This window comes from Tsukamurella sp. 8F (assembly GCF_029167375.1).
GTDB lineage: Bacteria > Actinomycetota > Actinomycetes > Mycobacteriales > Mycobacteriaceae > Tsukamurella.
In genome coordinates this window covers 26002-40107 of record NZ_JARFTP010000012.1, presented here as the reverse complement: position 1 = coordinate 40107, position 14106 = coordinate 26002, and the positions used below count along the sequence as shown (strand labels likewise).

Below are 14106 nucleotides of genomic sequence, written 5' to 3'. Positions count from 1 at the left end.
CTCCGGCGCACCGTCGGCCGGGGCTCATGGCTCCACCGGTGCAGTGGGCGGCAGTGCGACGCGTCAGACGCTCGCACTCCAGCGTGCGGCGGTCGCGCGGAACTCCGTTGGCGTGCAGCCGACCTCCGCACGGAACAACCTGGACAGTGCGGCGGCGTTCTCGATACCCCACCGGGCTCCGATGGAGGCGACGGTGCGATCGGCCATAGCGGGGTTGGCGAGGTCGCGCCGGATCCGCTCGAGGCGACGGGCCCGCACCCAGCCACTCACCGTCTCCCCGTGTTCGCCGAAGAGCTTCTGCAGATAGCGCACGGACACGTGGTGCGCAGAAGCGATGTCCGGCACGGTGAGGTCTGGTTCCGCGAGCCGCGAGATGATGCCGGTCTGGATCTCGAGGAGTAGTGCGCGCCGATGCGCGTCCGCCGCCGGGTCGACGTCCATCCGGTCGGCCAGGGTCGCCGTGAGCAGGTCCAGCACGGCGTCGGCGACGACCGGGTCACTGCGCACCGGCAAGTCGTCGAGCTGCCGGCTGAGCTCGCCGAGCAGACGCGAGACCATCGCCGGCAACCCGTACCGCCCGTCGAACCTCTGGGCGGTCAACTCGGAGAGCCGCGGGCGTGGGATCCGCAACCGCTCGCTCGGCGCCATGACTACGAAGACCGCGAATGCGTCTTCGTAGTCGAGCCGGTACGGGCGGGAGGTGTCGTAGACGGCGAAGTCACCGGCATCGAGCATCGTCGTCCGACCGTCCTGGGTGACGGCGCCCCGGCCGAGCAGCTGGAGCCCCACCTTGACGAAACCGGGGTCACCGGAGGCTATCTCGCGCCGCGTCCGGCGCACCGTCACCCCGGTCGCGGCGACGGTACTGATCGCCAGCCCACCCATCGTCTGAGCGACGAGCCGACCGGTGAACGCCGCGGGCTCCGATGCGTCGGCACGCAGGGGCACGAAGCTGCTGCGCACCGTCTCGTACCACGCGTCGAAGCGATCCGCGTGGTCCAGCTCTGCGGCGTCGAAGCGCGTACAGGCCGTCGTCATGGGCGCAGCCTAGTCCCGCGGCCGTCGATCCAGAACCCTTCGGGCTTTCCCGACCGATCGCTCGAGCCCGCCGGGCTCCACCACGTCGACCGCGACCGTGACGCCGATCCTGTCCTTGACGAGCTTCTGCAGGATCCGGCCCGCAGCGGCATGCGTCGCGGACGGCGCGTCCGGCCGGTACTCGACCCGAACGGTCAACTGATCCATTCGGTCAGGACGTTCGAGAATGCACTGGAACTGCGGCGCGAGCGCGTCGATACCCAGGATCAGCTCCTCTATCTGCGTCGGGAACAGATTGACGCCACGCAGGATGATCATGTCGTCCGTACGACCGGTGATCTTCTCCATCCGCCGCATCGATCGCGCGGTGCCCGGCAACAGACGGGTGAGATCCCTTGTGCGATAACGGATGATCGGTGTCGCTTCCTTGGTGAGTGACGTGAAGACCAGTTCGCCCCGCTCACCGTCCGGCATGACCTCGCCCGTTGTCGGATCGATGATCTCGGGGTAGAAGTGGTCCTCCCAGATGTGCAGGCCGTCCTTCGTCTCTGCACATTCCATCGCCACGCCGGGGCCCATGACCTCCGACAGACCGTATATGTCGACAGCAGACAACCCCATATCGCGCTCCAGCTCGGACCGCATCTTCTCTGTCCACGGCTCGGCCCCGAACACACCGACCCTCAGCGAGTTCGTCGTCGGATCGATACCCATCGAGACCATCTTGTCGAGGATCGTGAGCATGTACGACGGCGTCACCATGATGGCGTCCGGCTCGAAGTCGCGGATCAACTGGACCTGCTTCTCCGTCTGCCCGCCGGACATCGGGATCACGGCACAACCGAGCCGCTCCGCGCCGTAGTGCACACCCATACCACCGGTGAACAGGCCGTAGCCGTACGCGACGTGCACGCGGTCACCCGGGCGCACGCCCCCGGCGCGCAACGAGCGGGCCACCACGTCGGCCCACGTGGTTATGTCCTTCGCGGTGTACCCGACGACGGTGGGGCGACCGGTGGTACCCGACGATGCGTGGATGCGCGAAACCTGTTCGCGCGGAACGGCGAACATTCCGAACGGATAGTTCGCCCGCAGATCCGCCTTGGTTGTGAACGGGAATTTCGCGAGGTCCGACAGCTCCGTGAGGTCGCTGGGATGCACACCCACCTCGTCGAAAGACCTCCTGTAATGCGGCACGTTCTCGTAGGAGTACGCGATGCTCCACTTGAGCCGCTCCAGCTGGACGGCGGCGATACGGTCTCTGGACGCGAACTCGATATCCTCGGTCGAGGCCGGTGCTGTGGTCATGGTCATCCTTGGTCTCAGGCGTCGAAGTCGACGGTGACGTCGTCACTCGTCGGGTATGTCTGACAGGTGAGGATGAAGCCGGCCTCGACCTCGTCCTCCTCGAGCGCGTAGTTGCGGACCATATCGACGGCGCCGCACAACACCTTTGCGCGGCAGGTGCCACACACGCCGCCCTTGCACGCGAACGGCAGATCCGAGCGGAAATCCTCCGCCCCGTCGAGGATCGTGTCCGCGCGCGACACGGTTCCGGCTACACTGCGGCCGTCGAGCACAACGGTGACCTCGCTGCTCGGTCCGGTGATTCCCGGCTCACGATGCTTCTCCTGCGGGGGCGGCGTGCCGTCGTCGACGTAGAACAGCTCTCGGTGGATCCGCCCCCGGTCGACGTCGATCTCGCCCAGGACGGACTCCGCGTCCGCGACCATCCCGTGCGGACCGCACAGCCAGTAGTGATCCACGTCCGCGCTGGGGATGACTGTCCGCAACAGCGTCCGCAGCCGCTCCGAATCGACACGGCCGCTGAATAGTTCGACGTCGCGCGGCTCGCGGGACAGGATGTGGATGACGTCGAAGCGGTCGCGGTACCGGTCCTTCAGATCTGCGATCTCGTCCGCGAACATCACGGACCGGGTGCGCCGGTTGCCGTACACCAGGACGACGCGGGCCTCGGGGTTCGCGAGCATCGTTCCGGCGATCGACAGCATCGGAGTGATCCCCGAGCCCGCGGCGATGAGCACGTGCACTCCACCGGCTTCGGGGTCGGCCGCGAAAACACCGGTGGGCCCCTGCACATCGATCGTGTCGCCGGCCTTCACGTCACGCACCAGCCAGGTGGAGAACAGGCCCCCGGAAACCTCCCTGACGCCCACGCGCGGACGCTGTCCCACGGACGAGCAGATCGAGTAGGAGCGACGGTGCTCGACACCGTCGACGATGCGGCGGAACGTCAGCGACTGCCCGGCGGCGAAGGCGAACTCGTCCGCGAGCTCCTCCGGCACACTGAAAGTAACGGCGACGGCGTCGTCGCACAGGGACTCGACCTCCGCGACTGTGAGGGCGTGGAAGCCGCGGCCACGCGCCTTGGCGGACGAGAGGGCGGCTGCGGTCATCAGATCTCCTTCACATGGTCGAACGGTTCACGGCAGCCCAGGCAGCGGTAGAGGGCCTTGCAGGGCGTGGCGCCGAACTCGGAGTCGAGACGTGTGTCGGTGGATCCGCAGACGGGACAGGTGATGCTCCGCGGCAGCGGAACGAGGGTGAGCGGGACGGGACCGTCGGGCCGGCGGGGCGCCGCACCAGGCGTGGAATATCCTGCGGCGCGCAGCTTCGCACGTCCGGCCTCGCTGATCCAGTCTGTGGTCCACGCCGGAGTCAGTGCCGTGAGGATCGTGACCTCACCGAAACCCGCCGCCTGCAACGCCGCCACGATGTCGCTGCGGATCGTGCCCATCGCGGGACATCCGGAGTAGGTGGGCGTGATGGTCACCTCGACCCCAGACCCGGTCGAGGTGACCCCGCGAACGATCCCCAGGTCGGCCAGGGTCACCTGCGGCATCTCGGGATCGAGGACGGCGCCGACGATCTCCTCGGCGATCCGGAGCACCGTGGTCGTGGCGCGGGTGCACCGCAGGGGTGACGTCACGTCACCACCTCCCTTCTGGATGAGCCCGTGCGACCGACTGCATCTCGGCGAGGATCCGGCTGAGGGCCTCTGTGTGCAGCCCCTGGCGCCCGGCCCGCCCGCCGACGCGGCCGACGCCCGGCACCTGCGGCACGTCGAGTCCAGCAGCCCCGAAGACGAGGCCGATCGCGGCGTCGAACTCGGCCCGCACATCGCGCGGGTCGACGGCGACAGCGACCTTCGCGAGCGCGATCTCCTCGTCGGCGGGTTCGAAGAGTTCCGGCACGTACGGCCAGACCTTGGAGACGGCATGATCCGTGCGGCGGCGCGACTCGTCGGTGCCCCGTGCGAGGGTGACTACCCAGCGGGCGGCGTAGTCCCGGTGGTAGGTCATCTCTTTCACGCCTTTGCTCGCGACGGCCGCGATCACGGGGTCGCGAGAGTCTCGCATCCGGTCGAGAGCAGCGAGGCGCCAGGACGTGAACACCAGCAGTCGGACGACGGATTCGGCGAAGTCGCCGTTGTCGAGCTCGACTAGACGGACGTTAAGGAAGCCGGGCTCGTCGCGGAAGAAGGCGAGGGCGTCCTCGTCGGGCACTGGCGAGGTGTCCGATATACGGGGGACCACGGACGGGTCCGCGGCTGCGGCGCGCGCCAGCAACAGCCGGGCTTGACCGACGAGGTCCAGCCCGATGTTTGCGAGCGCGACCTCCTCCTCCAGTTCCGGTGCGCGCGTGCACCACTCGGTGAGCCGTTGCGATGAGATGAGGGCGTCGTCGCCGAGCATCAAGCAGTAGACGGCCAACGCATGGACGTCCACGCCGTCCGGCACCGTCGTGTCGACACCGGCGAGCGGCTCGTCGAAGCTGGTGCCGAATGCCCACTGGCCGTGGGTGTCGGTATCGACGAGCCCCTCATAGGCGTTATCGGGATCGATCATGGCTGAATCCTGTTCGGGGCTGGGTTGTGGATCGGCGGACACGCAGCATCACATGTGCGGGACGGTGTCGGGGATCTCGTAGAAGGTGGGGTGCCGGTAGACCTTGTCGCCACTCGGCGCGAAGTAGGGGTCCTTCTCCGACGGGCTGGACGCAGTGATGTCGGTGGACCGGACGACCCAGATGCTGACTCCCTCGTTCCTGCGCGTGTACACGTCACGGGCGTGGCGGAGGGCCATCTCGTCGTCGGCGGCGTGCAACGACCCGACGTGCACGTGGTTGAGGCCACGCTTGCCGCGGAGAAATACCTCGTACAGCGGCCATTCGATCTTCGCCTGGTCGGTCACTTCGCCGCCCCCCGGTCGTTCTTCGCCGCGAACGCGGCGGCCGCCGCGCGCACCCATGCGCCGTCCTCGTGTGCGGCGCGTCGATGCGCGATGCGCTCGATGCTGGTCGCACCGTTGCCCTTGACGACCTGTACGAACTCGTCCCAGTCGGGCTCACCGAAGTCGTAGGAGCTCCGCTCGGGGTTCCACCGCAGGTCGGGATCCGGGAAGGTCACGCCGAGTACCTCGGCCTGTGGTACCGACATGTCTACGAACCGCTGGCGCAGTTCGTCGTTGGTGTGCCGCTTGATCCGCCACTCCATCGACTGCGCCGAGTTGGGCGACTCGTCGTCCGGCGGCCCGAACATCATCAGGGCCGGCCACCACCAGCGGTCCACCGATTCCTGCACCATCGCGCGCTGTGCGTCGGTGCCCTTCATCATGGTCAGCAGGAGCTCGTAGCCCTGCCGCTGGTGGAACGACTCCTCCTTGCACACACGGATCATGGCCCGGCCGTACGGGCCGAAGCTGCTGCGGCACAGCGGAACCTGGTTGCAGATCGCGGCGCCGTCGACGAGCCATCCGATGACGCCGACGTCGGCATAGGTGAGCGCGGGGTAGTTGAATATCGACGAGTACTTCTGCCGGCCCTCGATGAGCATGTCGGTCAGGTCGGCGCGATCGACTCCGAGGGTCTCAGCCGCAGAGTACAGGTACAGGCCGTGGCCGGCCTCGTCCTGAACCTTCGCCATGAGGATCGCCTTGCGGCGCAAGGAAGGTGCCCGCGTGAGCCAGTTGCCCTCGGGCTGCATGCCGATGATCTCGGAATGCGCGTGCTGTGCGATCTGCCGGATCAGCGTCTTGCGGTAACCCGCGGGCATCCAGTCCCGGGGTTCGATCCGCTGATCGGACTCGACTATGCGGAGGAAGTCCTCCTCGAGCGCTGCGGTGTCGGTCACGAGAGTCTCCTTCTTTCAGCGGCCGGTGAACGTGGGACGGGCCTTGTCGAGGAAGGCTGCGACGGCGGCGCGGTGGTCGGCGGTCGCGCCGAGCGCCTCCGCCGCCGTCCGCTCACGTTCCAGTGCCTCGCCCAGCGGTGGCAGCGCGTCGGCGACGAGCCGCTTCGCCGCGACGAGACCGGCGGTCGGCCCGGCGGCGAGGCGTGCCGCGACCGTCCTCGCCGCGGCGGGCAAGTCGTCGTCGGGGACGACGCGATGCACGATCCCCCAGGCGTGCGCCTCGGCAGCGGTGAACCTGTCGCCCAGCAGGATCAGGCCGCGCGCGCGACTCGCGCCGACGGCGTCCACGAGAGTTCGGGTAAGGCCCGAATCGGAGGCGAGCCCGATCGCCGTGAAGGCTGTCGCGAACGACGCTCCCTCCGCCGCGATACGGATATCACCGGCAAGGGCGATGCCCAGGCCCGCCCCGACGCAGGCCCCCTGGATCGCGACGACGACGGGGACCCGAATCGCCGCCAGCGCGGTGAGCAGCGGGTTGTAGTGCTCGCCCACGGTGTCCATTGCGTGAGCCGGGTCGGCGGCGAGGCCCGTCGCATGCTCGCCGAGATCCTGGCCGACGCAGAAGTTCCTGCCGTCCGCGGCGAGCAGGACCGCACGCACCGTCTCGTCGGCGGCGACCGCCTGGACGACCTGCAGCAGCCGGGTCTTCAGCTCGTGGTCGAGCGAGTTCGCTGCCGCGGCCCGGCGCAGGGTCACGACGACGAGGCCTTCCTCACGCTCGACCGAGACGGTGTCATCGGCGATGTCGGACATGGGGTCTCCTTCCTACGGCCAGCTGTAGAACCCGCGGCCGGACTTGCGGCCGAGTTCGCCGCGGGCGACCTTGTCGCGCAGCAGACGGGGCGGCGTGAATCGGTCACCGAGGGTGGCGGACAGGTGCTCCGCGATCGCGAGCCGGACGTCCAACCCGACGAGGTCGGTCGAGCGCAGCGGTCCCATCGGGTGGCGGTAGCCGAGCTCCATGGCTCGATCGATGGATGCGGCGTCGGCGACCCCCTCCTCGAGCATGCGGACGGCCTCGAGCCCGAGGTGCACGCCGAGGCGACTGGTGGCGAACCCGGGCGAGTCGGTGACCAGCACCTCGGACTTGCCGAGCAGAGCCACCCAGGCGCGGACGCGCTCGACGACGTCGGAGCGGGTCGCGGGCGCCCGGACGATCTCCACCAGCTTCGACGCCGGCACCGGGTTGAAGAAGTGCATCCCGATGAGCCGTTCCGGATCACTCAGAGCGACACCGAGTTCCGTGATCGAGAGCGAGCTCGTGTTGGACGCGATCACGGCACCGTCGTCGACGGTCCGCTCGACCGCAGCCAGGACGGAGAGCTTGAGTTCGATCGATTCGGGCACGGCCTCCACGGCGAGTGCGATCCGGTTCGGCAGTTCCTCGGGGCCGCCGACGGTGGCGACGCGGGCGAGCACCGTGTCGGGGTCGACGGCGACGCCCTTCTCCGCAGCGCGCGCGAGGCCGTTCGCCACGCGCCTGCGGGCGGCGGCCTGGTCGCCGGACTCGGCGATCGTGACGTGCGAACCGAGTTGCGCGAATATCTGCGCGATTCCGGCACCCATGCGTCCGCCGCCGACGACGGCGACGTGCTCGGGGATCGTCCGGATCATCTCCTCTTCTCCAGAAACGCGGTCATCCGGTCGTACTTCTCGGTGGTCTCGAAAAGCACCGCCTGCGCGATGTCGTCGGCCCAGGGGTGGCTGCCCGGGGCGTCGACGACGGTCTTCGTGAGGCGCAGCGCGAGCGGGGCGGACCGCAGGAAGCGGTCGACGATGCGGTGTGCCGCTTCGAGATGTTCTCCGGCAGGAACGATCTCGATGACCAAGCCGTGGCGATAGGCAGCCTCAGCGTCGAGGGTGCGGCCGGCAAGCAGCACCTGCTTCGCGACCGACTGCCCGACGAGCGCCGGCAGGCGGTAGCTCGCGCCCGCCGACGCGATGATCCCGAGCCCGGGCTCGGGGTTGCCGAAGACGGCGGTCTGGGCCGCGACGCGGATGTCACAGGCGTAGGCCAGCTCGGCACCCCCGCCCAGCGCATAGCCGCTCACGGCGGCAACGGTCGGGGACGGCAGAGCGGCGAGTCGATCGAACAGGGTCCGGTTGATACCCGCGAGCGCCTCCTCACGACCACGCTCGCGCAGCTGCGCGATATCGGCACCGCCGGCGAAGTGGTCGCCGGCACCGACCACGATCACCGGCGCCGGGTCGGCCTCGATGCGCCCACACGCGGCATGCAGCTCGGCGATCATCGCCGCGTCTATGGCGTTGCGCACGGCGGGCCGGTCCAGAGTCAGGACGTAGCGGTCCTCGTTCCGCTCGACGCGAAGGGCTGTGGTGGCTGACACACCGTAATTATTAACCGATCATTCGGTCGGTTTCAAGTCCTCCGGTGAATCCGGTGCACGGTCTGCGAGGATGGACCGATGCCAGAAGCCCCGATGAAGCGCCGGACCGGTTCGCCCGGACGGCCCGGCTACGATCTCGACTCGCTACTCTCCGTGGCCGTCCGGGTCTTCAACGAGCGCGGCTACGACGCGACCAGCATGGGCACCCTCGCGACGAGCCTCGGACTGACGAAGTCGTCGATCTATCACCACGTCGCGAGCAAGGAGGAGCTACTCGACCTGGCCCTCACGCGCGCACTGAGCGGCCTGTTCTCCGTCACCACCGAGGCCGGCGCGACCAGCGGCAGGTACATCGACCGTCTCGAGCACGTGGTCAGGCGCAGCGTGCACGTGCTGGTAGCCGAGTTGCCCTACGTGACACTGCTGCTCCGGGTGCGCGGCAACTCCGAGGTCGAGCGCAGGGCACTCGCGCGCCGTCGAGAATTCGACGGCTTCGTCGCTGGCCTGGTCACCGCCGCTGTCGGCGAGGGCGACCTGAGCGCCGACGTCGACCCGGCACTCACCAGCCGACTCGTGTTCGGCATGGTGAACTCGCTGATCGAGTGGTATCGCCCCCGCCCCGGACACTCCGCGGACGAGCTCGCCGACGCCGTTGTCGCGGTGGCGTTCGACGGGTTGCGCCGCCCCCGCTGACCCAGGACCGAGCCGCGGCGCCTTGACACCGGCACAGGACACGCGCATTCTCATTTACCGACCGAACGTACGGTAGATGGGAGTCCCTAGTGAGCAGGATGCTGGAGAGCTACGCGGCGGGCCGGTGGTTCGCTGCCGACGACGGGGGACGAGCGGTTCTCAGCGCCGTCGACGGGTCGGAGCTGTGCCGCGTGTCATCGACCGGACTCGACATCCCGGCGATGGTGACGTATGCCCGCGAGGTCGGCGGCCCCGCGCTAGCGCGGCTCACCTTCCACGAACGCGCCGCCGCCCTCAAGACACTGGCGCTGACCCTGGTGGCAGGCAAGGCCGAGTTCTACGAGCTCTCGAAGTCCACCGGCGCCACCGTGCGCGACTCGGGTGTCGATATCGACGGCGGCTTCGGCACGCTACTGAGCTACGCAGGCAAGGCCAAACGCGAGTTGCCCAATGACGTAGTCCACCTGGACGGTCCGGTCGAGCCGCTGGGCAGACACGGCACGTTCCTCGGTCAGCATCTGTACACCTCCCGGCGAGGTGTGGCGGTTCAGATCAACGCGTACAACTTCCCTGTGTGGGGGTTCCTCGAGAAGCTCGCCCCGGCGTTCATCGCGGGTGTGCCCAGCATCGTCAAGCCTGCCACGCAGACCTCCTACCTCACCGAGCTGGTCTTCCGTCGGATCATCGAGTCCGGGGCGCTGCCCGAGGGCTCGGTGCAGTTGCTGTGCGGACCCACCACTGGGCTGTTCGAGTGCCTCGGAGGCCAGGACTCCGTCGCCTTCACCGGCTCCGCGCACACTGCGGCCGTGCTCCGCACCCACCCCGCGATCGCGGCGAACTCGGTCCACTTCACGGCGGAGGCCGACTCGCTGAACTGCTCCATCCTGGGCGAGGACGTCACGCCTGACTCCGAGGAGTTCGCGCTCTATGTCGAGCAGCTCACCACCGAGATGACGGTCAAGGCCGGGCAGAAGTGCACCGCCATCCGCCGGGCCATCGTTCCGGTCGCCCTCGTCGATGCGGTGGTCGAGGCTGCGCGGGAGCGACTCTCCCGGGTCGTGATCGGCGCACCCGACGCCGACGGTGTGACCATGGGCCCGGTAGTCGGCCTCGGCCAGCGCGCCGACGTTCTGGCCGCGGTCGACAAGCTACGCGCCGCGGCGGACCTCGTCGTAGGCGATCCGGAGGCCTTCGAGGTGGTCGGGGCCGACGCGAAGACAGGCGCCTTCCTGCCCCCGATGCTGCTCCGCTGCACCGATCCGGCGGCTTCGGCAGTACACGAGATCGAGGCCTTCGGCCCCGTCTCCACCGTTATCGGCTACTCCGATACCGCCGACGCGATCGCGCTCGCGGCGAGGGGCGGCGGCAGCCTCGTGGCATCGCTCGTGACGAAGGATCCGCTGCTGGCCCGAACCGTCCTCCTCGGCATCGCGCCCTATCACGGCCGATTGCTCGTGCTGAACTCCGATGACGCACGAGAATCCACCGGCCACGGTTCCCCCCTGCCGGTCCTGGTGCACGGCGGCCCGGGCCGCGCGGGTGGCGGCGAGGAACTCGGCGGCATCCGCGGCGTGCTGCACCATATGCAGCGCACCGCGATCCAGGGCACGCCCGATGTCCTGACCGCATCGGGCGGTCGCTGGGTCCAGGGCTCTAGACGAAACGACGACGGCGTGCACCCGTTCCGGAAGGACCTGACGCGGCTACGGATCGGCGACACGATCGTCGGCGGGCCACGCACCGTCAGCCGGGGGGACATCGACCACTTCGCCGAGTTCACCGGCGACACCTTCTACGCGCACACCGATCCCGAAGCGGCAGCGGCCAATCCATTGTTCGGCGGGATCGTCGCGCACGGGTACCTCGTGGTCTCACTCGCAGCCGGCCTGTTCGTCGACCCTGCGCCCGGGCCCGTCCTGGCGAACTTCGGCGTCGACAGCCTCCGCTTCCTGACCCCCGTCAAGGCCGGGGACTCGCTCACGGTCACGCTCACCGCGAAGCAGATCACCCCTCGCAGCTCGGCCGACTACGGCGAGGTCCGCTGGGACGCCGTCGTCACCAATCAGGACGGCGAGCCGGTCGCCACCTATGACGTCCTGACGCTGGTCGCCAAGGGCGAGGAATGAGCGGCGGCTGTTCGCTCTCGCGGGCGATGTTCGAGGACGACAAGGCGTCGATCGGCCTCGGCATGGAGATCGTGGAGCTCCGGCCCGGTCACGCGGTGGTGTCGATGACGGTGCGCGACGACATGGTGAACGGGCACGGGATCACGCACGGCGGGTTCGTGTTCAGCGTCGCGGACACCGCGTTCGCTGTGGCCTGCAACGGCTACGACGAGCCCGCCGTCGCCGCCCGGGTCGACATCCGATTCCTCGCCCCGACGCACCTCGGCGACCGCCTCTTCGCCGAGGCGGTCGAACGGGCGCGATACGGCCGCAACGGGATCTACGACGTGACGGTTCGCGTCGGCGCCCGCGACGGCGACGTGGTCGCGGAGTTCCGCGGCGACAGCCGGACCATCGGCCGCGAGCGGCGTCGAGGAATCGGCACTCAGCGGCGGGAATAGCCACCGCTACGGCGTGCGTTTCGGAGGCATGCCACGAGCCTTCTCAGAGACCGAGCGCCAGGACTTCCTCGCTGCCAAGCATGTCGCTGTGCTGTCGGTGGCCGCCCCGGACGGGCGACCGCCGTCAGCGGCGCCGATCTGGTACGACTACACGCCGGACGGCGTGATCCGCATCAGCACGGGCGCGAACAGCCGCAAGGCCCGCCTCATAGAGGCAGCCGGGCGCGTGACCCTGACCGTTCAACGCGAGGAGCCGCCGTACCAGTACGTCATCGTCGAGGGCACCGTGGTCGCCAGCCAGAAGCCTGCTCCGCGACAGGCGCGCGAGGAGCTCGCCATCCGCTACCTCGGCACCGATGGCGGCCGCGCGTTCGTAGACGCGATGGACGGCTCCGACTCCGTGCTGCTGAGCATCCGCCCCGACCGCTGGATCACGCAGGACTACTCGGCGTGATCCGAGGCGCGGTGCGTCGGCCCTCCGCCGCGCCTGCGTCCGGTGTCCGCGGTCAGGTGCGCTCGGGTGCCGGAACAGGCTCGAGGATCTCCTGCCGAGCCTCGGGGGCGGCCGCACGCAGGGCGTCGGCACCAGCATCGTCCGGCTGAGTCTGCGACCTGACCTCGGCATCGACCCGCGCCCGGTAGACCTCGATCTCCCGGGCGATATCGGCGGCATCCCAACCCAGGACCGGGGCGATGAGCGCAGCCACCTCGTCCATGCAGTCGATCCCGCGGTGCGGATACTCGATGGAGATGCGGGTGCGGCGGCCGAGAACGTCCTCGAGGTGCAGCGCCCCCTCGGCGCGGGCCGCGTACAGCGCCTCGACACGCAGGTACTGCGGCGCACCACCGAGCGGCTCGAGCAGACCCGGATCGTCGGCGGCAAGCGCGAGCACGTCGTCGACGAGAGCCCCGTACCGGTTCAACAGGTGCGACACGCGGTGCGGATGCACGCCGTGGTCCTTCGCGATGGAGGCTGTCTGGTTGGCGAGCGCGAAGTAACCGTCTGCTCCGAGCAGAGGCACCTTCTCGGTGCAGGACGTGGGCACCTTGTAGGGCAGGAACTGCTCGGCGGCATCGACGGCGTCCGCGCCCATCACCCGGTACGTCGTGTACTTGCCGCCTGCGATGGCCACGAGCCCGGGCGCGACGGCGGCGACCGCGTGCTCGCGCGAGAGCTTCGACGTCTCGTCGGACTCCCCGGCGAGCAACGGCCGCAGACCTGCGTACACGCCGGAGATGTCCTCGCGCGTGAGTTTCGTGATGAGCACGGTGTTGACGTGATCGAGGATGTAGTCGATGTCCTTGGCGGTCGCAGCCGGATGCGCGAGGTCGAGGTGCCAGTCGGTGTCCGTCGTGCCGATGATCCAGTGCAGCCCCCAGGGGATCACGAACAGCACGGACTTCTCCGTGCGCAGGATCAGGGCGGCGTCGCCCACGATGCGATCGCGGGGGACCACGATGTGGACTCCCTTCGACGCGCGGACGCGGAACCGTCCCTTCTGCTGCGACAGGGCCTGCAGCTCGTCGGTCCACACTCCGGTCGCGTTGATGACCACCGTCGAGCGCACCTGCGTCGTCTCGCCCGACTCGGTGTCGCGCACGACCACCCCGGACACCCGGTCGGCCTCGCGCATGAAATCGACCACCTGCGTCGACGTGCGCACGACGGCGCCGTAGTGCGCGGCCGTGCGAGCGACGGTCAGGGTGTGCCGAGCATCGTCGACGACGGTGTCGTAGTAGCGGATCCCGCCGATGAGCGCGTCACGCTTGATGCCCGGGAAGAGGCGCAGCGCCCCACTGCGGGTGAGGTGCTTCTGCACGGGCACCGTCTTGGCTCCACCCATGGTGTCGTAGAGGAACATTCCTGCCGCCATATACGGGCGTTCGTACCCGCGTCTGGTCAGCGGGAACAGGAACGGTAGCGGCTTGACCAGGTGCGGAGCCAGCGTGGACAGAGAGAGCTCGCGCTCGTGCAGCGCCTCCCGGACCAGGCCGAACTCCAACTGCTCGAGGTAGCGCAGACCGCCGTGGAACATCTTCGACGAGCGCGACGAAGTACCCGAAGCGAAGTCGCGCGCCTCGACCAGCGCGACGGACAGCCCGCGCGTCGCGGCGTCCAGGGCCGCGCCTGCGCCCACCACCCCGCCGCCGATCACGACGACGTCGAACTCGGTCTCCCCCAGCCGCTGCCACGCCTTCGCGCGGTAGGCCGGCGAGAGCTCGGTTTCCGTGTTGGCAGGTTCCATGAG

At 68.9% G+C, this 14106-nt stretch carries 15 protein-coding genes; 4 read left to right on the top strand and 11 right to left on the bottom strand.

What is annotated here, in order from left to right:
* Nucleotides 1-63 precede the first annotated feature (63 nt).
* The 10 genes from P0W64_RS11350 to P0W64_RS11305 are packed head-to-tail and all read right to left on the bottom strand — an operon-like array spanning nucleotide 64 to nucleotide 8598.
* Nucleotides 64-1038 carry a helix-turn-helix domain-containing protein gene (locus P0W64_RS11350; protein ID WP_275480213.1) on the bottom strand — a complete coding sequence of 325 codons (975 nt, stop codon included), beginning with the start codon at nucleotides 1036-1038 and terminating at the stop codon, nucleotides 64-66.
* Nucleotides 1039-1047: 9 nt separating this feature from the next.
* Entirely contained in the window at nucleotides 1048-2346 is a 1299-nt protein-coding gene (paaK, locus tag P0W64_RS11345; RefSeq protein ID WP_275480211.1) for a phenylacetate--CoA ligase PaaK, read from the bottom strand.
* A 14-nt stretch (nucleotides 2347-2360) separates the two neighbouring features.
* A complete protein-coding gene (gene paaE / locus P0W64_RS11340) occupies nucleotides 2361-3455 on the bottom strand; it encodes a 1,2-phenylacetyl-CoA epoxidase subunit PaaE (protein WP_275480209.1) in 1095 nt (364 codons plus the stop codon).
* Nucleotides 3455-3949 (bottom strand): 1,2-phenylacetyl-CoA epoxidase subunit PaaD, encoded by a 495-nt coding sequence (paaD, locus tag P0W64_RS11335; protein ID WP_275480313.1) that lies wholly within the window; start codon nucleotides 3947-3949, stop codon nucleotides 3455-3457. Before paaD ends, paaE begins: the two co-directional genes overlap by 1 nt.
* Before the next feature lie 40 nt (nucleotides 3950-3989).
* Nucleotides 3990-4907, bottom strand: coding sequence for a 1,2-phenylacetyl-CoA epoxidase subunit PaaC (gene paaC, locus P0W64_RS11330; RefSeq protein ID WP_275480207.1), 918 nt, complete (start codon nucleotides 4905-4907; stop codon nucleotides 3990-3992).
* Nucleotides 4908-4955: 48 nt separating this feature from the next.
* A complete protein-coding gene (gene paaB / locus P0W64_RS11325) occupies nucleotides 4956-5252 on the bottom strand; it encodes a 1,2-phenylacetyl-CoA epoxidase subunit PaaB (protein ID WP_275480206.1) in 297 nt (98 codons plus the stop codon).
* Nucleotides 5249-6190 (bottom strand): 1,2-phenylacetyl-CoA epoxidase subunit PaaA, encoded by a 942-nt coding sequence (gene paaA / locus P0W64_RS11320; protein WP_275480205.1) that lies wholly within the window; start codon nucleotides 6188-6190, stop codon nucleotides 5249-5251. Before paaA ends, paaB begins: the two co-directional genes overlap by 4 nt.
* A gap of 15 nt (nucleotides 6191-6205) precedes the next feature.
* Complete coding sequence (locus P0W64_RS11315; RefSeq protein ID WP_275480204.1) at nucleotides 6206-7003, bottom strand: enoyl-CoA hydratase-related protein; 798 nt, start codon at nucleotides 7001-7003, stop codon at nucleotides 6206-6208.
* A 12-nt stretch (nucleotides 7004-7015) separates the two neighbouring features.
* Complete coding sequence (locus tag P0W64_RS11310; protein WP_275480203.1) at nucleotides 7016-7864, bottom strand: 3-hydroxyacyl-CoA dehydrogenase family protein; 849 nt, start codon at nucleotides 7862-7864, stop codon at nucleotides 7016-7018.
* A complete protein-coding gene (locus tag P0W64_RS11305) occupies nucleotides 7861-8598 on the bottom strand; it encodes an enoyl-CoA hydratase/isomerase family protein (RefSeq protein ID WP_275480202.1) in 738 nt (245 codons plus the stop codon). Before P0W64_RS11305 ends, P0W64_RS11310 begins: the two co-directional genes overlap by 4 nt.
* Before the next feature lie 78 nt (nucleotides 8599-8676).
* Between P0W64_RS11305 and P0W64_RS11300 the strand changes: the two genes are divergently transcribed.
* The 4 genes from P0W64_RS11300 to P0W64_RS11285 all read left to right on the top strand — a co-directional run bounded on the left by P0W64_RS11300 (nucleotide 8677) and on the right by P0W64_RS11285 (nucleotide 12311).
* Nucleotides 8677-9291: a TetR/AcrR family transcriptional regulator gene (locus tag P0W64_RS11300; RefSeq protein WP_275480201.1), complete on the top strand. Its 615-nt coding sequence runs from the start codon at nucleotides 8677-8679 to the stop codon at nucleotides 9289-9291.
* Between the two features lie 89 nt (nucleotides 9292-9380).
* Nucleotides 9381-11417, top strand: a complete 2037-nt coding sequence (paaZ, locus tag P0W64_RS11295; protein WP_275480200.1) for a phenylacetic acid degradation bifunctional protein PaaZ — start codon at nucleotides 9381-9383, stop codon at nucleotides 11415-11417.
* A complete protein-coding gene (paaI, locus tag P0W64_RS11290) occupies nucleotides 11414-11857 on the top strand; it encodes a hydroxyphenylacetyl-CoA thioesterase PaaI (protein WP_275480199.1) in 444 nt (147 codons plus the stop codon). Before paaZ ends, paaI begins: the two co-directional genes overlap by 4 nt.
* Nucleotides 11858-11885: 28 nt before the next feature.
* The gene (locus P0W64_RS11285) at nucleotides 11886-12311 is read left to right on the top strand and encodes a TIGR03618 family F420-dependent PPOX class oxidoreductase (protein ID WP_275480198.1); all 426 of its coding nucleotides are present in this window, start codon (nucleotides 11886-11888) and stop codon (nucleotides 12309-12311) included.
* Nucleotides 12312-12363: 52 nt separating this feature from the next.
* On the opposite strand, the gene P0W64_RS11280 is transcribed toward P0W64_RS11285, so the two are convergent.
* On the bottom strand, nucleotides 12364-14103 hold the full coding sequence (locus P0W64_RS11280; RefSeq protein WP_275480197.1) for a glycerol-3-phosphate dehydrogenase/oxidase: 1740 nt from the start codon (nucleotides 14101-14103) through the stop codon (nucleotides 12364-12366).
* Nucleotides 14104-14106: the final 3 nt, after the last annotated feature.